18 protein-coding genes and 1 pseudogene are annotated in these 22,771 nt (G+C 54.8%); 4 read left to right on the plus strand and 15 right to left on the minus strand.

Annotated elements, in window-relative coordinates:
- Positions 1-88: 88 nt before the first annotated feature.
- A complete protein-coding gene (locus tag NLX71_RS12550; protein WP_254363986.1) occupies positions 89-1,021 on the minus strand; it encodes a manganese-dependent inorganic pyrophosphatase in 933 nt (310 codons plus the stop codon).
- A gap of 408 nt (positions 1,022-1,429) precedes the next feature.
- Between NLX71_RS12550 and NLX71_RS12555 the strand changes: the two genes are divergently transcribed.
- Together NLX71_RS12555 and NLX71_RS26570 are read left to right on the plus strand one after the other, a co-directional pair.
- Entirely contained in the window at positions 1,430-1,969 is a 540-nt protein-coding gene (locus NLX71_RS12555) for a serine hydrolase domain-containing protein (protein ID WP_254363987.1), read from the plus strand.
- A gap of 6 nt (positions 1,970-1,975) precedes the next feature.
- A complete protein-coding gene (locus tag NLX71_RS26570) occupies positions 1,976-2,101 on the plus strand; it encodes a hypothetical protein (protein WP_302058212.1) in 126 nt (41 codons plus the stop codon).
- Positions 2,102-2,134: 33 nt separating this feature from the next.
- Here the strand turns inward: NLX71_RS26570 and NLX71_RS12560 are convergent, their stop codons facing one another.
- The 3 genes and pseudogenes from NLX71_RS12560 to pnuC form a co-directional block, all read right to left on the minus strand.
- A complete protein-coding gene (locus NLX71_RS12560; protein ID WP_254363988.1) occupies positions 2,135-3,031 on the minus strand; it encodes an ADP-ribosylglycohydrolase family protein in 897 nt (298 codons plus the stop codon).
- Between the two features lie 22 nt (positions 3,032-3,053).
- Positions 3,054-4,081: pseudogene (locus NLX71_RS27050) on the minus strand (AAA family ATPase).
- The gene (pnuC, locus tag NLX71_RS12570; protein WP_254363989.1) at positions 4,078-4,734 is read right to left on the minus strand and encodes a nicotinamide riboside transporter PnuC; all 657 of its coding nucleotides are present in this window, start codon (positions 4,732-4,734) and stop codon (positions 4,078-4,080) included. The pseudogene NLX71_RS27050 and the gene pnuC overlap by 4 nt, the downstream one beginning before the upstream one ends.
- Positions 4,735-5,034: 300 nt before the next feature.
- On the opposite strand from pnuC, the gene NLX71_RS12575 reads away from it, so the two are divergent.
- Complete coding sequence (locus NLX71_RS12575) at positions 5,035-6,048, plus strand: copper amine oxidase N-terminal domain-containing protein (protein ID WP_254363990.1); 1,014 nt, start codon at positions 5,035-5,037, stop codon at positions 6,046-6,048.
- 6 nt (positions 6,049-6,054) lie between these two features.
- Here the strand turns inward: NLX71_RS12575 and NLX71_RS12580 are convergent, their stop codons facing one another.
- Genes NLX71_RS12580 through NLX71_RS12610 form a run of 7 tightly spaced genes read right to left on the minus strand, consistent with a single transcriptional unit; the run spans position 6,055 to position 16,929 of the window.
- Positions 6,055-6,735 carry a DUF4956 domain-containing protein gene (locus NLX71_RS12580; RefSeq protein ID WP_254363991.1) on the minus strand — a complete coding sequence of 227 codons (681 nt, stop codon included), beginning with the start codon at positions 6,733-6,735 and terminating at the stop codon, positions 6,055-6,057.
- A 27-nt stretch (positions 6,736-6,762) separates the two neighbouring features.
- Positions 6,763-7,473: a polyphosphate polymerase domain-containing protein gene (locus NLX71_RS12585; RefSeq protein WP_254363992.1), complete on the minus strand. Its 711-nt coding sequence runs from the start codon at positions 7,471-7,473 to the stop codon at positions 6,763-6,765.
- A gap of 3 nt (positions 7,474-7,476) precedes the next feature.
- Positions 7,477-10,593: an exopolysaccharide Pel transporter PelG gene (gene pelG / locus NLX71_RS12590; RefSeq protein ID WP_254363993.1), complete on the minus strand. Its 3,117-nt coding sequence runs from the start codon at positions 10,591-10,593 to the stop codon at positions 7,477-7,479.
- A complete protein-coding gene (gene pelF / locus NLX71_RS12595; RefSeq protein WP_254363994.1) occupies positions 10,569-12,014 on the minus strand; it encodes a GT4 family glycosyltransferase PelF in 1,446 nt (481 codons plus the stop codon). The genes pelG and pelF overlap by 25 nt, the downstream gene beginning before the upstream one ends.
- A 2-nt stretch (positions 12,015-12,016) precedes the next feature.
- On the minus strand, positions 12,017-13,852 hold the full coding sequence (locus tag NLX71_RS12600; RefSeq protein WP_254363995.1) for a DUF2194 domain-containing protein: 1,836 nt from the start codon (positions 13,850-13,852) through the stop codon (positions 12,017-12,019).
- 1 nt (position 13,853) lies between these two features.
- Positions 13,854-14,750 carry a tetratricopeptide repeat protein gene (locus NLX71_RS12605; RefSeq protein WP_254363996.1) on the minus strand — a complete coding sequence of 299 codons (897 nt, stop codon included), beginning with the start codon at positions 14,748-14,750 and terminating at the stop codon, positions 13,854-13,856.
- A gap of 4 nt (positions 14,751-14,754) precedes the next feature.
- Positions 14,755-16,929 (minus strand): NAD-dependent epimerase/dehydratase family protein, encoded by a 2,175-nt coding sequence (locus tag NLX71_RS12610; protein ID WP_254363997.1) that lies wholly within the window; start codon positions 16,927-16,929, stop codon positions 14,755-14,757.
- Between the two features lie 215 nt (positions 16,930-17,144).
- Between NLX71_RS12610 and NLX71_RS12615 the strand changes: the two genes are divergently transcribed.
- On the plus strand, positions 17,145-18,551 hold the full coding sequence (locus tag NLX71_RS12615) for a DUF4832 domain-containing protein (protein ID WP_254363998.1): 1,407 nt from the start codon (positions 17,145-17,147) through the stop codon (positions 18,549-18,551).
- Between the two features lie 11 nt (positions 18,552-18,562).
- Here the strand turns inward: NLX71_RS12615 and NLX71_RS12620 are convergent, their stop codons facing one another.
- From NLX71_RS12620 to argH, 4 genes are all read right to left on the minus strand, one after another.
- Positions 18,563-19,333: an NUDIX domain-containing protein gene (locus NLX71_RS12620; protein ID WP_254363999.1), complete on the minus strand. Its 771-nt coding sequence runs from the start codon at positions 19,331-19,333 to the stop codon at positions 18,563-18,565.
- A 144-nt stretch (positions 19,334-19,477) separates the two neighbouring features.
- Entirely contained in the window at positions 19,478-20,227 is a 750-nt protein-coding gene (locus tag NLX71_RS12625; protein WP_254364000.1) for a PIG-L deacetylase family protein, read from the minus strand.
- Between the two features lie 41 nt (positions 20,228-20,268).
- Positions 20,269-21,261: an N-acetylglucosamine kinase gene (locus tag NLX71_RS12630; protein ID WP_254364001.1), complete on the minus strand. Its 993-nt coding sequence runs from the start codon at positions 21,259-21,261 to the stop codon at positions 20,269-20,271.
- Positions 21,261-22,769 (minus strand): argininosuccinate lyase, encoded by a 1,509-nt coding sequence (gene argH / locus NLX71_RS12635; RefSeq protein ID WP_254364002.1) that lies wholly within the window; start codon positions 22,767-22,769, stop codon positions 21,261-21,263. Before argH ends, NLX71_RS12630 begins: the two co-directional genes overlap by 1 nt.
- Positions 22,770-22,771 lie beyond the last annotated feature (2 nt).

The raw sequence follows: 22,771 nt of genomic DNA on the forward strand, positions 1-22,771 counted from the left end.
CTTACATTCTCTGGAAGTTGGTGATTTCCCTTCAATAAATTTGATTTTCGCGCAGTTTCACCTGCGAAATGTGGGTTTCATCCCTGGATTACAGCTTGTTGAACACGTCGGTGAGCACCGGTACGATTTGCGATTTGCGGGAGACGACGCCTTTGAGCACGGCTTTGTTGTCGTCCAGCTTCACGTTGTACGCTTGCTCTACGGCATGCGCGGCACGGCCGAGGGCCAAGCCGATCGAATCGTTGTTCAAGATGTCCGTCACGACGAGGAGGAACAGGTCCAGGTTCTTCTCCGCGATGATACCGGAGAGAGCCGCTTCCAGCTCCGCTTGGCGCGACAGCACGTCGTTCGTGTCGACGGCGTTCACTTGGGCGATTTCCACCTTGGAGCTGCCCATTTGGAACTCTTTGGCGTCGAGCGAAATCAGTTGAGCGATCGTTTTGTCGCTCAGATCGGCGCCGGCTTTGAGCATATCCAGACCGTAGGCTTCGGCGTTCACACCGGCGATTTCAGCCAGCTCGCGGGCGGCGGCTACGTCTTCATCCGTGCAGGTAGGCGACTTGAACAGGAGCGAGTCGGAAATGATCGCGGACAGCATGAGACCGGCGATTTCTTTCGGAATGGCGACCCCGTTTTCTTTGTACAGCTTCTTCAGAATCGTCGCCGTGCAGCCGACCGGCTCGGCGCGGTAGTAGAGCGGACCGCTCGTTTCGAAATTGGCGATGCGGTGGTGGTCGATAACCTCCAGCACGCGAACCTGATCGATGTCGGACGCGCTTTGCTGGCGCTCGTTGTGGTCGACCAGAATGACGTTTTTCGCTTCGTTCGCTACCGTCTCGACGAGGCGAGGCGCTTCCGCTTTGAAGTAGTCAAGCGCGTATTGAGTCTCCCCGTTTACGCTGCCCAAGCGGACAGGCTCGACATTTTGGCCCAGCTGAGTTTTCAAATGCGCATACGCAATGGCGGAGCAGATCGTATCGGTGTCTGGGTTCTTATGTCCGAAAATAAGTACTTTATCCATCCTTATTCTCCTTACTTGTTTTGTTTTGGCGAGAAAAGTATACCGTACATCAACATTCACAATCAAGATTCCTCATGCAGATTATATCGCAAAACTAGCATTATTCCTATCCCTTTACATAGAAAAGTTCCTATCTGATGGACGTACCGCAGCTGCAGCCCCTAGGAAACCTTTTTTATCCTATTCAACCATTTTTTGGGCAAAAAACAGATTTCAGATTACATTAAGGTTTCTCTCAGATTATATTAAGGTTTCATAGAATCCGGATTAAGTTTCATCCGGTATGCTTGGGAAGTCATTCCGTTACTTACAGCAAGTGGGCGGGGGGAATCATTAGAAGAGACAGGAGATAACGAATATGAATAAATTTCGAGTGCTTCGTACCAAGATGACATCGGCCATCCAACGGTGATCCGAAAACCGGGGAAGAGCTATCGGTATGACAATTTGGGTTTCACCATTCAAGGCTATGTTGTTGAGCGAATGTCCGGTAAGCCCTTTTCGACTTATGTGCAGGAGCATATTTTTGCACCGTTAGGCATGAAAAACAGTCACTTCCGCTTGACGCCCGACATGCAGGCGAATCTGGCTGTGCCCTATGATACCATCGGGAGGAAGATACCTGCGTATGCTACAGTCCCTACCGATTATCCCGGCGGTTGCATGCTTTCGACGGGAGCGGATATGGGCCGGTTCATGCTGGCTCATCTGAACGGCGGACAGCTTGGAGACGCACGCATCCTCAAGGAGGAAACCGTACGGACAATGCAGCAGCCCCAGTTGGCGATTCACCCGAAGCTCCCGAATATGGCTTACGGGTTCGAATACGGTAACCATCGGCTTCACAACGGCCGGTATATCGTTGAGAAAGCCGGGGACTTGGACGGCTACCATACGGGGATGTGGCTGCTGTGCGAAGGAAAGTCCCGGAAGCAGATTGCGGACTAGCGCAGCGTGGAATACGAGACAATCAAGAAGCAGCTCGGCAGCATCCTGAAAAAATTCAAAATGTCCAGCACCGCCGAAGTCGTGCAAGCCGTCAACGAGCTGCACATCTTCAAAGTGCTGAAAAAGCTGTAGCCCCCGGCTCCCCTCCCCGGGTTGTGCGCGCCTTCAACGGGCCGCTTCCTCCCGCAGCGTCGTCAGCCGCTCCGCCACGGCATCCAGCCGGTCCTTGATCAAGATGCCATCCGCATAGGCAGCCGGGATGCCGTCGTAGCCGTAATACACGCCAGCCAGCCCGCCGGCGATAGCGCCGATCGTATCGCTATCGCCGCCGAGATTCGCGGCGCGCTGCACGACGTCCGCGAAGCCGTCGCCCTGTTGCAGGCAGTAGAGCGCCCAACGCAGCGTATCGACGACGAAGCCGGTCGGCTCGCAGTCCGGCGCTTCGGCCAGCGCGGAAGCGTACGGCGTGCCCTGCGTTTCCGCCGCCATCGCCGGGCGCAGCGCTTCGCCGTTCAGCAGCCGCAGCGTGATGCGGTTGTACAAGCCGCACGCTTCGTTGCAGCGCTCGTCGTAGTGCGTCATCTTCGACTGCATCCGCGACATGCGATCGACCCGATCCGGGTCGGCATAGGCGAGCGCCACCGGCAGGCAGCGCATCAGCGAGCCGTTGCCCGCGCTGAGGCCCAAGTCCTGATCGGCCAGAAAAGCCGCTTCGAACCAATGGCCGTCATATCGCACGAACGCCCGGCGGATGATATTGCCGATATCCTTCGGATCGGAACGGTACCACGTCAGGAAGCGTTCCCCGATACTCGCCATTGGGTCGTCCGGGCAGTCAAGGATGCCCTCTGCCACGCAAAGCGTCATCATCGTGTCGTCCGTGACCTCCCCCGGTTCGAGGTCCCATACCCCGCCGCCGATGATGTCGGTCAAATAGCCGTACTTGCGCTGAATCTCCTTGGCGCTCATGAATTCGGTCGTCCCGCCGAGCGCATCGCCAACGGCGACGCCGTACAGCCCGCCTTTGATGCGGTCCGCCAAGCTTTTTCTTCCATCGTTCATCCTACAGGCCTCCTCTTCCACTCTAGATTTCCCCCCACCGTGCGCCTATGCTCGCATACTTGCGGTAGCGGCCAAGCACCCGCTTCACCCGCGCGATCCGTTCCTCCAGGCTGCCGTGCAGCGGAATGTAAGGCACCCGCCGCACCGCCAGGTCGGCCGCAATCCGCTTCTGGAACACGCGGCGATGCACGTCGCCCGAACGGTCCCATGTATCGTCGTACGGAATTTCGTCGCCGCACAGGAAGACGAGATCGTAGCGCGAAGCCGCCTGCGCCGCCAAATCCCGAAGGCGCGGCAGCGCCATCCCGTGGTAATCGTGCGCGAACATGAACGTCGTAATCGCATTCGTATCGACGAACAAGTAACCGTTCGCCTCCGGCAGCAGCTTTTCCTCCTTGGCCAGATGCCCCTCGGCAATTTCCACCAGTTGGTCCGGCGTCAGCCGGCGGTCCGTCTGATGCTGCTCCCAGTATTCGCGCCCGTACTCCGGCATCCAGACCGTTCCGAACTCGCGGGCCAACGCTTCGGCAACGGTCGTTTTGCCGGTCGAGGGCGCGCCGAGGAAAGCGACGGTCGTCACCAGGTCCCGGTAAACCAGCGGATCGACGAGCGCCCGGTTCGCCAGCGGGTATGCCGTACCGCCGTTCCCGATACCGGAAACGTCTCCCGCTTCGGGTCGACCTGCCGGTTCACGGCGTTCAGCGCTGTGCTCATATGCTCGCCGTACGGCTCGCTCGAATAAAAGTGCGTCACACTTCGCCCGCCGAGCAGGCCGAGAATGTAATCCTCCTGCGCCTTCTTAATCTCCGGCGTATACCCCGTTTCCGTCGGCCCGTCCCAAGCCGCGATCACCTCGACCGCGGGATACAGGGCGCGAATCCAGCCCGCCCGCACCGTCAGCGGAATGTCCGTCGTTTCGGGACAATCGTAGATGACGACGATGACGTGATCCATCTCCGTCAGAGCCGTTTCGATCATATATTGGTGCCCCCGGTGCAGGGGCGCGAATTTGCCGAGCGTCAGCCCTGCTGTAAATTGAGTGTTGCTCATAAGCTCACCCCCATGCGGCCCGCCCGCTGCGCCGCCCGGTATTCGCTGCGCCACTGGATCAGCCCGCTTGTCGCGATCCCGAGGAAAATAACGTACAACAACGACAAAGTATACAGCTCTTTATACGCATACATCCCGATCGACAGCACATCGACCGCAATCCAGAAGTACCAGTTTTCCAGCACCTTGTTCGACAGCAGCAGCTGCGCGAAAATGCTCAGCGTCGCAATGAACGCGTCCACATAAGGAATCGACGCGTCTGTGAAACGGGCAAGCGCATAGCCCCAGCCTGCCGTCACGACGACGAGCAGCAACGCCAGCCCCAAGCCGAACTGCGGCGTCATCCGCCGCGTTGGCCGTACCTTCGCCTGACCGCGCTTGGTCAGCCAGACGATCCAGCCTTGAATGCTCAAGACGAAAAATACGACTTGCAGCGTCATATCCGCGTACAGCTTCGCATCGTAGAACGTGACGAAAAAGCACGCCACGTTCACCAGCCCGACGGGAAAGCACCAAACGTTTTGCCGCGCCGTCAGCCATACGCTGAGCAGTCCGCTTGTCGTTGCTGCAATCTCCAGCGGCGTCGACGATGTGAAATAAGCGACCAGCAGCATGCAGGCAAGCAGCCCAACCATCGTATACCATCTGTTCATGAATCTCATCCTCCCGGTGTCGTTCTCCGTTTACAATACTTTCAAAACGACTATATTGAAATGTAAAAAAAATGAGCTGTACAACGACAGCTTCGGCAGATCGCCGGTAAAACGGTACAGCTGTGCGGCGCGCTGCGAGTATTTCTATATTTTCGATTTTATAGTATCATTATGACATTTTTAATTTTGATTTGTCAATGCCTTTTTCAAAACGAACGGCGGCTATGGTATACTTGTTCTGCAATCGGCTTCCGAGCTGCCGTAGCGAAACTATACATCATCAGAAGGGTGACTACTTGCATGCGAATGTTTCGGTTCCTCTCCTTTTGTTTCATCATGATCATGATGACGACCGCTTCCCTCCCCGCTCCTGCATTTTCCGAATCTAACGAACCCGAAGCCCGGCAAGTCACCGACGTGCTGCAGCTTCGTTCCATCGAGACAGGAACGGGCCGCTCCTTGACACTGGCTCTGAAAGGGGCAGAACGGTTCACCGTCGCTTGGCGTCTGATGGAAGCCGGACCGGAAGGATTGGCTTTTTCTAACGACAGCACCGCTTATTACAGGTCGGAAGGACAGCTGCGGTCCGTGCTGCCCTCCGGTGAACGCATCGTCCCGCCGGACGCCTCCTCCAAACGGACAGATGTGCCGCTGCAGCGTCCGGCCGCCGTGAACGCGGAAGGCGGAGCCGTCACCAAGACAGGTACAGCCGGAGCGTCATGGAACTACAAGCTCCCTAACGAAAAACAAGTTGCGGCGGAAACCTTGCAATCCGACGGCAACCGGAACATTTATTTTCAAGACCAAGACCGCAATTGGTATTCTTTGGACTCAGCAGGAAAGGAACGCTACGTGCTTCAGCTGGATGGAACAGGAGAGAAGAGCGTCTGCCGGGTCGCGCCGTCCGGGGATTCGATCTGTGCTTCCCCTTCCATCGGTCTGATTGGCATCCGCGAACAAACAAACGCTCCCCGCGTCGTCATTGACGGCAAGGAGCGATTTTTCCCGCAGCGCCCGGAGGTCGTGAATGGAACCAGTCTGGTGCCTCTCCGCGCGATATTTGAAGCGCTGAAAGCGAACGTCGTTTGGCATGAGGAAGACCGGTCGGTCGAAGCGACGAAAGGAAAACAGTCGGTTCGGTTGAAGCTTGGCAGCACGGAGGTGTCAGTCAACGGCAAGAAGCTTGTGTTGGAACAGCCGCCCACGCTGCGCGATGAAGTGATGATGGTACCGCTTCGCTTCGTCGGGGAAGCGCTCGGCGCAACGGTCTATTGGGAGAGCGGGACGAAGACGATCCAGATCGCTACCCCATAGACAGCGTTATTGCGCGTAATCGCCGGTATAGTTGATCAGGGACGCGTCCAGCACGCCTTCGATCTCGGTAATATCGTTCATGAACGCCGTATTGTCATCCCGGAGGCGCATTTCCAACGTAAGCTCGACAAAATCTTTGCGCACCGTCTTGGACTTCAACCTGTGATTGATTTTATTCAACTGCTTCCGCAATTCGGCGGCAGCGGCATCCGTATGCCGGATAATGAGCAGGTAAGGCTGCTCTCTGATTTTCTTTCTGGACAGCCATACCAGCGCGAAGCCGACAGCCGCCGAACCGAGCAGGGCAATCGGATATTGCTTGGCCCCGATTGCGATGCCTGCCGAGATCGCCCAAAACATGTATACGATATCCAGCGGGTCCTTCACCGCCGTCCGAAAGCGGACAATGCTGAGCGCCCCGACCATCCCGAGCGACAATACGATATTGGTGCTGATGGTCATAATGATCGTTGCCGTGATCATCGTCATCAGCACGAACGTGACATTGTAGTTATAGCTGTACACTACGCCGCGAAACGTCTTCTGGTAAATGTAAAAAATAAACAGCCCGATGCCGAACGCCATGGCTAATCCGAGCAGCAGGTCGACATAAGAGACCGTACGGAACGTCTCCAAATGAAGCATGCTTTTCTTGAATAAATCCTGAAAACGAACTGCTTCTCCCATTGATGTGTCCCCTTTTTCGTAAATGAATTATGGCTTCTCGCTGCGAATCCCGACTTCCCGGCAGATGAGATATTTGGATATGGCCGACCGCTGATGCGTTTGCGGCTGAACCAGCGCCCGGATGAAATCCGGCAAAAAAGCGTTGTATTTAATTTCCATAATGGTCCTGGCCGGCTCCAGCGCTTCCTTCATGACCATATGCCCGGAAAACAGGTCGTACGTATTGATCGCGGCAGCCAGCCTCTTGTCAAACGTGATTCGCACGTCCCCCGGATCGTAAACATAGGCTTCCCTCGTATAATCCACAATGACGGCCGGGCGAAAGCCGCGATGGGCGATCGCGCGGTAAAAATCCTGCACCAGCGGCACCTTCGACTCCTGCAAGCCCGCAACATCGCCGTCCAGAATCCGTTCGTAATCGTCTCTGCTCAACCGGGCCGCTTCCTTGCACACATAATCGCCATACTTGCTTTTCCGCTCCAGCTTGATCGTCCGGTCGCTGCCGTTATAAATCCGGATGCGGTATTTCTCCCGGCTAAAAATGCCGTGAGACTTGTCATACAGCGCATGATTATGCGGTCCGTCGAAATATAAGCTGCGGATACCGTACCCGTCGGGACTGCCGGAATTTCCGTCCAACGTCAGGGTGGCCGACAGCCGCTGCCGAAGCGCGGCGTAGTCATGAGAATGGATGTAATATTTGAGCTCGTGCCGCAGCTTTCGCCCGAAAAATTGCATGCTTTATTCCACCTTTATTTGTCGCATCCCGTAGTAAGGCAAATTGCGCGTATCGCGGTAAATATCGAAGGCAATTTGCTGATTCCCTTTTTGATCCCGGACAATCACTTTCCAGTAGTACTCCCCCGGTTGTAAAGCGTCAAGCTTCACCGTAGTTTCCTTCATATTTTTTTGCTGCGCTACGATTTGGGTAAACAACGGATCTTTGGCTAGCGTCCAGTCATAGACCAGATCGTCTCCCTGCAGATCGAAGGACTGATCCCAGACGAACACCGTTTTTCCGTTTTCGCGTTGCAGATCCCCGAGATAGAACGGCTTCGGCTTCTCCAAATCCTCGTTGAACCGCTGCAGTGAATGCGCCGGAACCTCAGCGATTCTGTCAAATTCCTGGTCCAGTTGATCGGCCTTGACGGGCAAGAACCGAATATCCGGATCGCTCTTCAAGAAGGGCTCGACGGTGCCCCTGTACGCATCCACACGCTTCGTTACCGATTCTTTATTGATCGACTGATACAGCTCGTCGATTTTTTTCTTCAACTTCTGGACATTCTCCTCGCTGCGGAAGAAGCGGTTGTGAAGAACGCTGCCCCAATAGTTGCTGATCCCGTTCTGATAATCGCTAATGCTCCGCAAGCCCCGTTGCAGCTCCCAGCCACCGTCGTAATCCCAAGGAATGAAATACCATTTGTCGGAGTTCAAAGGCGAATACAGCAAAAAGTTTTGCGCGTCCGTGTCCATGTTATCCATCAGAATGTTGCTGGCCAGCCAGGTCAAATAGTTGTCCAGATCAAAATGCTTCTCCATGACCTCGTTGATCGGAATCGCCATGTTGTTGACATCGTTCAGCATCATCAGCAGCTTGTCATGATCCTCGCGGCCCTTGATTTCGAGCTGCTTTTCGAAAGCCTGCTTGTCGTACTTCGGATCGGACTGCGACCGCAGCGTCTCGGGATAGCGGAAAAATTCAAACATGACCGCCTTGTACAATTGCCCGTTCGGATCGAGCCAGTGGTTCTTCAAGAACATTTCGTTCGGGTGCTCGATTTGGGTGAACAGCCCGTAATCCTCGTAAGGCGCATTCGCGTTGCCCCCTCCGGACAAATCCTTGACATACAGATGAACAAACTGCGTTCGAAGGCTTGCCATATGCGGAAGCGTCTCAAAAATGTCGAAGCTCAGCTTGTTGCGGATACGAGCCGAATCGTAATAATGCTTGTTCAGATCGATCGTTCGTTGGTCGCGCCACAGTCCCGCCTGATTATTGAGACGGATTTTGTATGACCGCTGCGGCGAATACCGTGTCGTATTGCCGCGCAAGCTTACTTTTGCGTTCGTTTCCGTCACGCCGTAGCCAAACAGGCCGGATTGGGGACCGCTGCCGTCGGCGGCGCCTTCCTGCAAGATGACCTTCAGATCGCCTTCCTCCATCCAGTTTCTGATCCGGTTAAGGGAATACCAGGACAGCTCCCGTTCGTTCTTATCCGGCAATACGGTCATGTACAAAGCGGCGACGGAAGTATCGTTATCCCGTTCATAGAGACGTTTGTCCTCGGCCAATCCTTTGGCCGTAAGCGGCGAACCGGGTACGGCGGATTCGGCGACGGGAACCTGCTCGGCCGGGACCGGACTCGCGGGAGCTTCATTCGAACACGCGCCAAGCAAGAGGCCCACCCCCAGCAGGAGCAAAGACGAGGCTGCCATTTTCCCCGGACGGCGGCGCCAGAACGGAGCTTTTCGCGGAGTGGCAAGAGGCTGGGCGCAAAAGGTGTAATATTCAATGTTACCGACGTAATGCACCAAGCGCCACAGCGCGGCGGCCAGCGTCAGGAATGCGGCAACGAACAAGCCGATGCCGTGGTAGTTGGCGGCCATCGTCCAGTAGGTCAGGTTAACATTAAGAAAAACAAACAGGCTGCTGATCACAAGCACACCCTTCCGATCATCAAAGTATAACAAGATAAGCATGATAATGAAGGCGATAATAAATAAAAAGTACCCGAGCACGAGCATGACATACGCGTCGAGCTGCTCCATCGAAAAGCCGATTGCAGGAAGCAGCTTCAGACCGAGAGCAAGCGAAAGGACGGTAAAAAGCAGCTGCACTTCCATCATAAAGCTGATTTCCCGGGTCAGGGTACGCTGCATCTCCTCCTTGGCGCGAGCAATGTCCAGAAGGGTCCCTTCGTTCAAAATGTTGCTGTAGTAATCACGGAACTTCTCATAGAAGGCCGTTTCTACAGACACGACGAAGGTGATCAGCGTCGGCGTCACGGTCAAGTAAGCATAAAATACCGGCGGGTCGAAGAAAGTAGAGACGGCAAATTGCTCCGCGACCCGTCCGCCTGCCGGACCGAACCAATACACAAAGCTGTGAATATAGACGCCGGAGTAGAACAACGTACCGATAAAGAACAATGCGGGATATTTGCGCAAGTAAGAAAGGAAATCAAAATACAAGCGGCTCTCCTTTGCCGGCAGCGTTTGTTCGAGATGCCGCCCCGTAAGCAGCACGATAACTAAAAAACCGGCGGCCAGCATCGTCAGGGCTGCCGTCGCATCCTGAAACGGAGTATACTTTAACACCAGCCAGGCCCCTGCCAACGCGACACCGATGCCGAAGCAGTAGTTGCGGACAATCCGTTTGAAATCTTTAACCGCGCTTAACAGAACCCCTTGAAAGGAAAGGATGATGAGTTCGGCAAAAAAGAGGTACGCCGCCGCTTTATACCCGAACCCGGCCGGTACGCCCCGCAAAAACAGCCAGGCGCAAACCATGCCGACCGGCAAGGAGACGGCCATAGCTCCATAATAAGAAGAAAGCAAATATTCGTACTGCTTCATATACATCTTGTCGGCAATAAACCGGGTCAAGATCATCGACAAGCCGCCCGTAAGCAGCGTAGAAAAGATAAAACCATAGACGATCGTCGCCTGAAACAGCTCCCGTTCCAAAAAGGACACGCCATACCACGACATGAACTGCTGCATGAAGAGGAGCATGAAGAGGCACAAAATCATCGGCCCGATGGTGGTCAAGGACGAATAGGCATACGCCTTGACGCTGTGCAGCAAGCCTGCTTGGCGGAACAGTTTTTTTAGTTCGAACCCGATACCGGCCATGTCCGTTCCTCCTTGTAGGATGAATAAAGCTGCCGGTAGCGTTGAATAAAGACTTCGTGCGTATAATGTCTGCGCACCCGCTCCAACCCGTTTCGGCCCATATCTTCCCGCAGCTTGCGGCTATTGCACAGCTTAATAATGGCAGACGCCATGTGGTCGTAATGCATGACCGGCACCACCGCGCCCGCAGGACCGATGCCGTCATCCAGCCCGTGCAGCAATTCGCGGCAGCTGCCGACGTCCGTCGTCACACACGGCTTGGCGCAGGCCATCGATTCGAGCACAGCCAGAGGCATTCCTTCGCTTATGCTCGACAGGAGCACGATATCCATCCGGCCCAAGTAGTCTTTAATTCGCACTTCGCCGGTAAACGTCACGTCCTTGATCTGCAGCGATTCGACAAGCAGCAAGCATTCCTCGTAGTACTCCTGGTCCTCTTCTGCGGGCCCCATAATATACAGCTCGGCTTCCGGCACCTCCCGCTTCACCAGGGCAAAGCTTTGAAGCATGGTCTTAATGTCTTTTATCGGCACCACGCGTACGATAGCTCCCAGACGGATTTTCGATTCGTCGACGTCCGGGTTCTGAACGATGCCGGCATAGTCGTGAACTTTCACCCCGTTGGGAACAATGCTGATCTTGTCCGGCTTGCAGCCGAGCTCCATCTGAATCTCCCGGTTCCGGTTGAACAACGTAATGACCTGATCCGCATAATCGTAGGGACAACGGGAGAGCCGGTAAAAATATTCAATCCACAAATCTTTGAAATAGCCCTTCACCCAATCGGCCTTAATGATTTCTTCTTCCCGTTCGCGGGAATAAATGCCGTGCTCGGTCAGTACATACGGCTTCCCGTACAGATGCTTGGCCAGCGATCCGATGACGCCTGCGTAGCCGGTCGCCACGCTGTGATACAAGTCTGCTTTCGGGATGTCATGACGGATGGACAAAAAGAGCGGAAGAATCATGGAACGTACGGTCCAGAACATTTCCGTGAACGGAATTTGCGCATATTTTTCCCGGCACAGGTTTACCAAAATATCGAAGAAATCTTTGCTCATCAAAAAATCGGCGGCATTACGCAATTTTTTGCTGCGGAGCAGGTCGAACAGTCCGCCCCACTCCAAGTCTTTCTTGCCGCCAAGCAGTGAATACAGCGCCTCTTTCTGCGGGTCGGTCAACCGGTAGCGGTGCCCCCACTCCCCCGCTTCCCGCAAGTAATCATCCAGGAAAATCTCTTTCACTTCCACCACGTTGGGCGGCAGCTTGTATTTGAATTGACCGCGCTGCTTCTCCTCCGCCCCGATCGCAAGGATCACAAACTCAAATTCGGGCAGGTCTGTGGTCAAGGAATGAATCCAGCTGGAAACTCCTCCGGTAATGTAAGGATATGAGCCTTCGGCAATGATGCAGATACGCATGTTTACTCACCCAATTCGATCTCAAAGTTTGCTTTTCCAGCGGTAACCAAGTAGGTTCCGTCGTCGATTTTTCTCACCGCGCAGCCCGTCAGCTTGCCTATTTTCTTGTCCGTCCGGAGCACGAAGTAGGCTTTGCCCTGGAAAGGCGCAATCTGGCCCCGCAGCCGGTTTCCTTCCCGGCTCCAGGCGACATCGCTTGCCAGCACTTGCTTCATATCGACCGCCGCCTCCGTGGAGGTCATCGAACGGAGCCACGGATGCGTCCGCTTCACCCTCGCAAGTATACTGCTGTACTGTTCATACATCTCTTCCCAGGAATGGTTGCGTTTGCGCTCCGGGTCCAACAAATCATCCGGGTGAATAAAGTGCGAAAAAATACCGAGCGCCGTTATCGTGTTGGCTTCCGCCCAGCGCTCGAACGGCTGATTGAAATAACCCGAAGTGACCCGCGGCATCTCCAAGATCCCGTCCTGAGCCATTTCAAATTCCTGAACATAGGCGATACCGGACGCATCTTCACCGTAAAGAGACGATATGACGGCGATGGAAGGCCAGCCCTGCTTCAACGCTTCCCGTCCTTCCGGGCTAAGCACGTTGGAGGGCGGCACATAAGACAGCATCTTATATTTCGGAAACGCTGCGCCCATAAACCGGACCGCTTCGGCAATGGAATCGGCCATATGGCCGATGCTTTTCCACGGCTTGTAGTTGAATTCCTGGCTGAGCGTCAGCGATTGATGATTGTAGCCGTGCAAGCCGATTTCGCCTCCGCTTTTAATCACTTCGCGCCCGTAGGAGATCAGACCGTTGGAATCGGCGTCGATCGGATATTCGAACGGCGGATCAATCTGATCGTGATACGACTCGATCAGCACCGCCGTATATTTGATATCGTTCTGTTTCGCCGCTTTCAGCATGTCCGGCCACCAAATTTGCTTGTAAAAGGTAGGGATGTCCCGGCGGTAATCGCGATAGATTTCGGCATAGATTTCGGTATCCTTTCTCTGCGAAATCGGCGCCGGAAAATCGTCGATGTACATAATTTTCGAGTTGAACACCGGATAGATGAAATCCGGCTCCAATAAACTGATGGCGCCGGCCAGCATGCCCCGGTTGATTTTCTCCTGGAGCATCGCTCCATTAAACGTCATAAATTTCCCCTGTCCGTAGGCGAAGTCCCACAGCAGCGGCACGCCTTCGGCGGTTTTGGCCAACACCCGGCTCTTTTCATCAAGCTCGACGGTCAGCGTCGGATTCGTAATGAAGAAATCGTCGAGGGTCAGTCCCGCTTCTCCTATTAAAACATTGGAGGTCAGTTGAATGCCGTCGGAATCCTTAAACTCCCCTATGGCCAAAATGCCCATCTTGCGGTATAAGCGGTACAAGGTATCGTCCAATTCGGGGCGTACGGCAAAAAAAGCATATCCCCCTTGCTCTACATAGCGGGCCAGCACATCCGGATCACCCACCAGCTTGAGCTGTTCGATAGAGAGGACGACCGCAGCGCAGTTATCCGGCCGGAACGTCTCCCCGCTTCGCACATCGAACGATTGAACCGGCTTTTTCATATACTTCAACGTACGTTCGGCGTTGTTTTTTACCTTCACGCTGTACTCTTCCGTACTGTCGAAGACGAGGCAATAGGGCCGTACGGAAGTCTTGGTCAACGTATTCTCGGAGGCAGCGGCAGCCGCGCGTTTCGCGCTTTCCGCCAGAACCTCATTATGGCTGAATTGCAGAACGTACTGGGAACGGGCGATCTGGATAACGGCAGCCATGAGCAACACACTCAGGATAATGATATACACATTGCGGTGCAGTCTGAACTTGGGACTCATTTTACGCTCCTTCCGACCAAAATCTCACCATGGTGATTCCTTGATTCGACAAGCGGATCGAGGATTGCTTCAACGCTTCAAGCGTCCTCTTCAATTGTTCGGAGGAACCTACGGAAAAATAGACCTTCATCAATGCCAGATATGCCTCTTCATGGAGTGGGAATTGTTCGAGATATTGTCGGGCCGTGTGCTCCGCTGCGGGATAATCGTTCAGCTCCAGTTCGGCATTGAGCTTCTCGACGTAGGCGCCTGCGGATGCGGGCTCAAGCTTGATTAAACGATCCAATACCGATATGTACGTGCGAATATGCATCGTCAAGGTTCGTTCATCAAGAAAACCGCTGCGCATAAATCCCCGGAGGACATCGGCATAGGAGCGCAGCAGATACGGATCGTTCTTGTTTTCCTCGTATTTGACCGAAAGCTCCTGCATCGTCAGCATCAGCTTTCGTTTGACTTCCACAATCGCGCTGACAGCATAATGGGATGTTTCCGTATCTTCGTTGCTGACCGCCATCCGCAGCACCTCAAGGTACTGCAAGGAATCCTGCTTCAGCAAATCGATGACCACCTTCCGTCTGGTCGTCAGATCGTTGATGAGCAGCGCTTCCTCCAGCGGCACCACATTCATTTCCTTCTCCATTTCCAGCCTGCGAAGCACGCTGCCAGTCAGGCTCGTATCCTCTTGCACAATGAGATTCAGCTCAGCAAACGATCCGGTCGCGTCATCCGATGCGCCCGATCGCTTCGCCCATAACGCCGGCACCCAAAAGCCGATGATCGGCAAGCTCGCCGCAAGGCTGAAACGAATCCACCATTCGCGCCTGTCCTTTCCGTACCGGATGCCGAGGATCGTACCGCTAATGACGACGTACAGCAGCCATATCCACTCAAACATAACGTTAATCCTCTACCGCGACACGCAACGAAATGCCGGCTTTTTCAAACCGCTGCAGAACGAATGCCGCTTCTTCCAAGTTGGAGTTGGTTAGCAGAACGAGCAGCTGCCCGCTTGTCCCCAGACCAATATAGTCGGTTTCCCGAAGCAATCGTGCAATTCGGTACGGCAGTTCCCCGGCAGCGGCATCGGCCTTGCCTGCGGTTAACAGCACGAACTCGACGCCATGCTTCGCGCGGGCCGCTTTCTTGCTGTCCAGAATATCGGAGAACACCTCGGCTTTCAGAACGGGCGTTCCTTCGATAAACCTTTGACCGCTTGTGGCCTCTACATACGAGAGCGCACGGGACAACGCGGAGGAAATCAAATCCACAATAACCTTGAACAAGTTCTGGTAGTATAACGTGAAATGCTCGAACTCCATCCTTTGCACGGAAATGACGGCAATCACTTCCCCATGGCGGAGCACCGGAGCGGCGAGAAGCGGAGCAGCGATGACCAGCTCTTTATTAATAAACGGCTTTTTGTCATGAAGCACCTGCCGCAAGTAAGAAGTCTCTTCCACTTTCACCGATTTGGGCGCTTCGAAGCCGCTCGTATGAGACTGAGCCATAAGCCTTAAAAAGCTTTTATCCTTATTGGTCATATAAATTGTTACCGTTTGCGACTTCATGATCGATTCAACCACGCTCACCGTGGAGGTAAGAATCTTCTCCGGCTCCAAACTTTCCAGCTCTTTCGTTACCGAATATATTTTCCCGAAGCTGTCGCCGTTGGTCATAATTTGCCGCTGCAGCTCATCCTTAACAAGACGGGTCTCGTTGTAGACTTCGGTCAGAAACGCATACTTTTCTCCTAAAGCTTCCGTCTGCCGTTCCCTGTCTTGAATGGCGTTGTTTTTGCGCTCGATCGAGTATCCTACCACCAGCCCGACGAACAAGTAAACGGCAATATGGAAGAAGAACTCCGTATCGTAAAACAGCGCAATAAACTCGCGTCCGTTATGAAGCTGCTGGTAGACGTACAACGAAACGGATAAGAGAACCGCAAGGATCGATTGCCGGTTGCCGTAGATCATCCCAAGAATAAGGATATAAATCAGCCGCAAGTCGATAAATCCGTACAGCTCGTCTTCCAGCGTTAAGGTTAACCAGGCTGTCAGCGCAAAGGCCAGCCCATTTTCCAAATAAGGCAGCGCTTTTTTGAAAAGAACCGAGACTGCCGAAGGGCTCTCCTCGACCTTCGCGTCATCCTTCTCCGCATGCGGCCTTCGATGCAGAAACCATTCGTACGTTTTACGCAGGCCTTCTTCCAAAGCATACTTTGGCGCCCAATCCAAATCCCGCATGATTTTCGCATTGTCCAGCACGGAACGGTAAATGTCCCCGGGGCGCTTATCCTTGTAGATGGCGGACGCCGAGCCGTGGACGCCGCGAAGCGCATTGATCAGGTCGTTGACACTGCTTTCCGTATACGTGGACAAATTGTAAACGCCGGTCAGCGTCGAGAGCGACGAGCGATAAATGGCATCCGCCACATCTTCGACATAAATAAAATCCCGCGTCTGACCGCCGTCTCCGTAAATGGACAAGTCCTTCCCTTCGATCAAACCCTCCATAAATAAGGAAATGACTCCGCCTTCTCCGTTGCTGCCCTGCCGGGGTCCGTATACATTGGAGAAGCGGAAGCACAGCGTTTCAAGCCCGTATAATTCCCCCCACTTCCGGCAATACGTTTCTCCGATCCACTTGTTGATTCCGTAAGGAGAGATGGGATCGCAAGGCGAAGATTCCTGGAGCGGGATTTGGTCAAGCGCGCCGTAAACGGCTGCGGAAGAAGCGAAAATAAATTTGGGAACGCCGTATTTTTGGGCTAGCGATAGCATATTGGACAGGCCGAGTACATTCGATTGGGCGTCGAGCCGCGGGTTCATCATGGAGGTGCCGACGTCCACTTGAGCTGCCAAATGAACGACGACATCGAATCGGTAGCTGCGGAATATTTCCTCGCAATTGGTATCCTCCACAGACAAGGCAAAGGCTTTGTGTTTAAAATCGATATTTCGCTTGTCGCCGGTGGACAGATTATCGATAATGGTTACCCCGTATCCTTCCTTGTGAAACCGCTCCGCGACAAAAGAACCAATAAAACCGTAACCGCCCGTAATTAATACTTGCATGATTTCCTCCGTTACTGACTTCTCTGCAGCAAAAGTCATTATATCGTAATGGATCTAAACAAAATCTGAACAAAGCGCTAGATTAAACATTATATTTTTCGACAATAAAATATATATAACGACATTATTCTATCACACAAATAGGAGTTTTGATCTATTGATTGTAAGATTTTTTGTGGTTTGATATATTACATGTTGAGCAGGAGGGGATTTGCATGCGGCGTCGCCGTTTGACTATGATTGCGGTTATATGTCTTGTCGCGGGCTTGACCAGCCTGTTTGGTTACCGGTACATTTCGGCAGACAGGACGACGGATCGCGTCGCCTATATGCCGGCGGAGACCGATCAGGTGCTGGCCAATCCGTACATGGGTTTTGTCGTTGACGCCAAATATGACGATGCCAAGCAGCCTTTCCGGCTTGCGCACGCCAATCTCACATGGCGCGAGCTTGAGCCCGACAAAGGAAAATACGCCTTTGACGCCATCGAGAAAAAGTTCAATTTCCGCTTGTGGAAAGAAAGAGGGGTCAAGCTCGTGATGCGGGTGGTGCTCGATTATCCGAGAGATACCAGCCACATGGATATTCCGGACTGGTTGTATGAGGAGATCGGGAAGAGCGGGGAATGGTACGATACGGACTACGGCAAAGGATTTAGTCCCGATTATACTAGCCCCGTGCTTATCGAAAATCACGAACGTTTGATTCGGGCTCTGTCGGAGCGTTATAATAACGACCCGCTGATTGCTTTTGTACAGCTCGGCAGCATCGGCCACTGGGGAGAATGGCACACCCGCAACGACGATGAATTACGCATACCGTTTCCGAAAGAACCCATTTCCGATCAATATGCAGGACATTACGTCCGCTATTTCACCAATAAGCATCTGATGATGCGGCGGCCGCACGAGATCGCCCTGAAGAACGGGATGGGTCTGTTCAACGATGCCTTCGGCAAGCGGGAATCGACCGTCGACGGGTTCTTGCGCTGGTACACGGAAGGCTACACTTCTTGGCTTACCGGGGAAAAGGAGCCGGCCATGCCCGACTTTTGGACGAAGGCGCCGAGCGGCGGGGAGTTTGCGAGCGAAAAAAAATATATGGGCGATTCTTCCATGGAGGAAACGCTGCGGCAAGCGCGTTTGACCCACGTTTCCATGATGGGGCCCAACGCGCCTGCCCGCGAAAAACCAGGCGGCCCTTTGCAGTCCAATATCGACCGGTTTCTCAAAACGATCGGGTATCGGTTCGTCATTGCCAAAGCATCGCACGAGAAGGAAGCGAAGACCGGTGATCGCTTGAACGTCACGATCAGCCTCGTGAATCGGGGGGTAGCTCCGTTTTATTTCTCCTGGCCGTTCGAGCTGTCGCTGGCCGATAGCAATGGCGAGATCGTCGCCAAGGCAACAAGCAAAGCCGATATTCGCCAATGGCTGCCCGGAGAGCGGCAAGTATCGGACAAGCTCCCGATTCCAAGCGGCCTGAAGCCGGGAGAATATACCGTCCATGCAGCTATTTTGGACCCGGAAACCGGAAAACCGGGGATTGATTTTGCGATTGACGGCAGACGGGCCGACGGACGGTATGCGTTAGGCACGGTTACGGTAATTCCCGGGAAATAAAATGTAGAAAATTAGCTGTACAATGACAGCTTCGGCAAATTGCCGGTAAAACGGTACAATTGTGCGGCGCGCTGCGAGTAACGGTTCGATTTCTTCGGTTCCCCGCGCGCGTCCCGGATTTCCTCCAATACCCCGCTGCGGCTCTGGGTCGATTTCATCTTGCGGATGAAATTCGCTTCCTCGAAGTCCGGCACCACTGTCCGGATGACCTGATACAGCTCGCCGAGCGTGAATTCGTCCGGCAGAAACTCCCCGGCAATCGGGGTGACCAGCATACTTTGTCTGACCCGCTCCAGCGCATCCGAAAGAATCCGCCTGTGGTCGAAGGCCAGCTCCAGCCGGGTCAGCGCTTCAGATACCGGGAACAGCGCCACCTCCGCCGCATCGTCGGCAGCGGCCCGCGCGGCCAAATAGTTTTCATGCACCAGTGCGAAGAACGCATGGGAAATAATCCACCCCCGCGGGTCCCGGCCCGGATCGCTGTATACGTTGAAATATTCCATGTGAACGCCGTCCACACCGGTCTCTTCCTGCAGCTCGCGCCTCGCGGTCTCGTACATCGACTCCGTCTCCCGGGAGAAGCCTCCGGGCAGCGCCCACATGCCCTCGTACGGCCACACCTTCCGCTTGATGAGCAGCACCTGCAGCTCCCGCTTCGGCAGCGATTTCGTCGCCGTCGGCTGCGGCTCGGACGTAATGGTGAAGATGACGATATCCGCCGGCGCTCCGTCCGGCGTCCGGTATTTACTTGCCGTATAGTTCGAACCGTTTTCCATGGTCATGCCGCGCCTCCTCCTTTTACTCCTCATTCAATAATATCATTATGACATTTTTGATTCATTTGTCAAGACCGCAAAAAAACTGCCGCTCGCAAAAGAACGGCAGGAATAACTTCGGGAATCCGTCTATTCAGTTGTCGGTGCCCGCTAGTTCAAATCCATCGTCGGCAGCTCGTTCAAAGCCGTCTCCGTCATGTCTTGAACGTGCTTGCCGTTGGCGCGAACCAAGGTGTAATATTCGTAGTTTCGGATCACCGTGAAGTCGTCTTCCATCACGCCGGGATAGGCGCGGTTCACCGAGTAAACCTGACTCCGATAAGCCTGCAAAGCCCGCCCCTTGTGCAAACGAAAGTCGCTAATATCGACCCGCGCCGTAATCGCGCACGTATGCTTCGGTCCCGTATCCTGACAGTGGTCATAATAATGAGGAATCGAGGTGTAATATAAAGATGGCCGCCGCCCCTCCGAGTACTGCGCTTCCGCCAACACGACCGCCTTCTCCGTCGCTTGGGAAATCGCGATATGATCGGGATGCCCTGTGACCCCGTCCGGCGGGAACGTCAGAATCGCATCCGGTTTCAGCTCCACAATGGTCGCGCGAATCCGCTCCGTCAACGCTTCCGGATCAAGCGACTTTAATTCGCCGTCCGGATAACGGTACAGAATCAGCTCGGATACGCCGAGCACGGAGCACGCGCTGCGCAGCTCCTCTTCCCGGTGCCGGGCCAGCTCTTCGCGGGTGGCGAATTGAAACTCGCCCGACTTGCCCTTGCATCCCGATGTGGCGCACGCCAGAACGACCTCGTGGCCCGTGCTGCTGAGCTTGGCGATCGTCCCTCCGGCTGCAAAGGATTCGTCGTCGGGATGGGCGAAAACGAATAACCATCTTTTCTTCATTCCCCTTCAGCCTCCTGTTGTTCGTATCAGTTCGTATCGTACTACGCTTCCGTGGGCGTCTGCGCTTGCAAATAGGAGAGCCCCATGGCCGTTACGCCGTAAATCGGCTCTTTCCGGGCCTCGTCCGGTTGTACCTGCGGGGCATACGCTTGGATTTTGCGCATCAGCAGCTCCCGGACGTGTCCTTCGTTCTGCAGCACGCCGCCCTGTAATATCATTGTAAAAGGTTTGTCTAGGAACGACAAGTGCCGTATCACCGCGGCGACGCCGATGAACAGCTCGTGGGCCGCCGCCTCAAGAATCCGCTGCGCTTCCAGATCCCCGGCCGAAGCGGCCTGCCCGACGACGCGGGAAAGCTCGCTCAATTTCTCGACGGAATAGTCCGGACCGTACATCCAGTTGAACAAGTCCTCTTCATGGCCCATCCCCAAATGCGGCAGCACCCATTCGCCAAGCCGAGTGCCCTCCTCCCTGCCGTCATAGGCTTTGAGAATTGCCATCACCGCCTGCTTGCCGATCCAGTAGCCGCTGCCTTCGTCTCCGACGCGGTGGCCCCAGCCTCCGGCTCTGGCTGTCTGTCCCTGCTCGTTGATCCCGAAGATGATGGAGCCTGTTCCAGCAATGGCCAGAATCCCCGGCTGGCCGCCTGTTGCGCCGAGCAAGGCGGCGTAGCCGTCGTTTTCCACGATCAGATGCTTGACCCGGATCGGCAGCCGCTCCAACACTTCCTGCACCAGTCCGGTAATCACGCGCCGGTCGTATTCCGTATCCAGCCCCGCCAGGGCGAACACGGCGCACTCCACCTCGATCTCCGCCGGCGGCAGGCCGCTATCGTTCTTTTGTCGCAAATCCGCGATTGCTTCTTCGATCCCAAACACCAGTTCGCGTATCGCACCGTCTTTCCCGATGCCCTGGTAATTGGACGAGCCGCCTTTGCCTTGCCCGAGCACGTTGCCCTGCCGGTCCATGAAGACGACAAGACATTTCGTCCCTCCGCCGTCAATCGCCAGCAGAGGGATGCTGCGTTTTCCCATCAGGAACCACTCCACTCCGTCATGACTTGGTCCAGATGCTCCATCGCCCGCTGAATTTTGCCCTGCGCTTGTCCCAGCCAATTCAGATGTGCTTGATGCTGAACCATGCGGAGGTCGATCATGCGGTTGATTTCCTTCGGACTCGGTCCTCCCGGCAGCGAGCGGATTTCCACAAAATGCTCGGGATCGAGCGCCTGGCGCAGCGTTTCTTCGGTAAGCGACGTATCCCGTCCGATGTGGCGGCGCGCGCTTTCGTTGACGATAGACAGCGTAATTTCGTTGGCCGCCAGACCTTGCGCCAGAGACAGCTTCACGACGTCGCTGACGATATGGTGGGCTTTTCTGAACGACAAGCCGTCCGTCCGCACCAGCGTATCCGCCAGCTCGGTCACCGTGGCGAAGCTTCCCTTCGTCCGTTCGCGCAGCACCTCTTTGTTCACTTCCATCGTGCCGACGACGGCGGCGAACAAACGGTACATTTTGTCCATGATGTCAAGGCTTCGCCAAGCGTAAGGCTGCATATCGTCCTCGGTGTCCACAATGTCGCCGAACGGCGTATTATGAATCATCGACAGCACCGTGTTCGTGTTGCCTACGCAGCTCGACAGCAAGGCGCGCATATGCTCGAACGAGACGGGATTGCGCTTCTGCGGCATGATCGAGCTGATCTGTACGTACGGAGCCGCCACTTTCAGCGCGCCGAACTCCTGCGTGCACCACAGCAGCATGTCTTGCACGACCCGGCCCAGGTTGATCGCCGCCAATTGCACGGCCGTCGCCACTTCGCCCAAGTAATCGGCCCCGCCGATCGCGTCGTACGAATTGTCGATCAGCTCGTCGAAGGCAAGCAGCTCCATCATGTGCTCCCGGCTGATCGCAAAGCCCGACGTCGTCAGCGCCGCCGCCCCCATGCTGCTCCGGTTGCAGTTCGCATAAGACGCCATGATCCGGCGTATATCCCGGTTGAGCGAATCGACGACCGCCATAAAATAGTGCGCAAGCGTCGTCGGCTGAGCCTGCTGCGTATGCGTGTAGCCGATCATCAGCGTATCCGCATGGTCTCTGGCGAACAGGAGCAGCTGCTCATTGAGCTTCAGCGCAGAGGTCAGCGTCACGATCAGCTTCTCCCGCAGCACCATCCGGTAGATGGAAATGCCCATGTCGTTGCGGCTTCGCGCCAGATGCAAATTGCCGGCGATATCGCCCGCATGCTCCAGCATTTGATGCTCGACCTGAAAGAACAAATCCTCGAACTGCCCCGTGTAGCTCGCTTGGCGGAGCGCCTCCGGGTGGATCGACCGGATCGCTTTGGCGATCTGCTTCGCTTCGCCCGCCGTCACCAGCTTTTGCTTCTCCAGCATGATCAGATGAGCCTTGTTGATGGCCATCATCGGGCCCAGCAAATGGGTCTTGGCTTCATTAAAAGCCGGCTCCAGCACAACCTCCGTATACGTTTTGCCGGGAAACGTCGTCCCTTCGGTCTCCATCCATTGCTCGCGATATCCCATAG

It is taken from the genome of Paenibacillus sp. MZ04-78.2 (assembly GCF_024213375.1).
Lineage (GTDB): Bacteria > Bacillota > Bacilli > Paenibacillales > NBRC-103111 > Paenibacillus_G.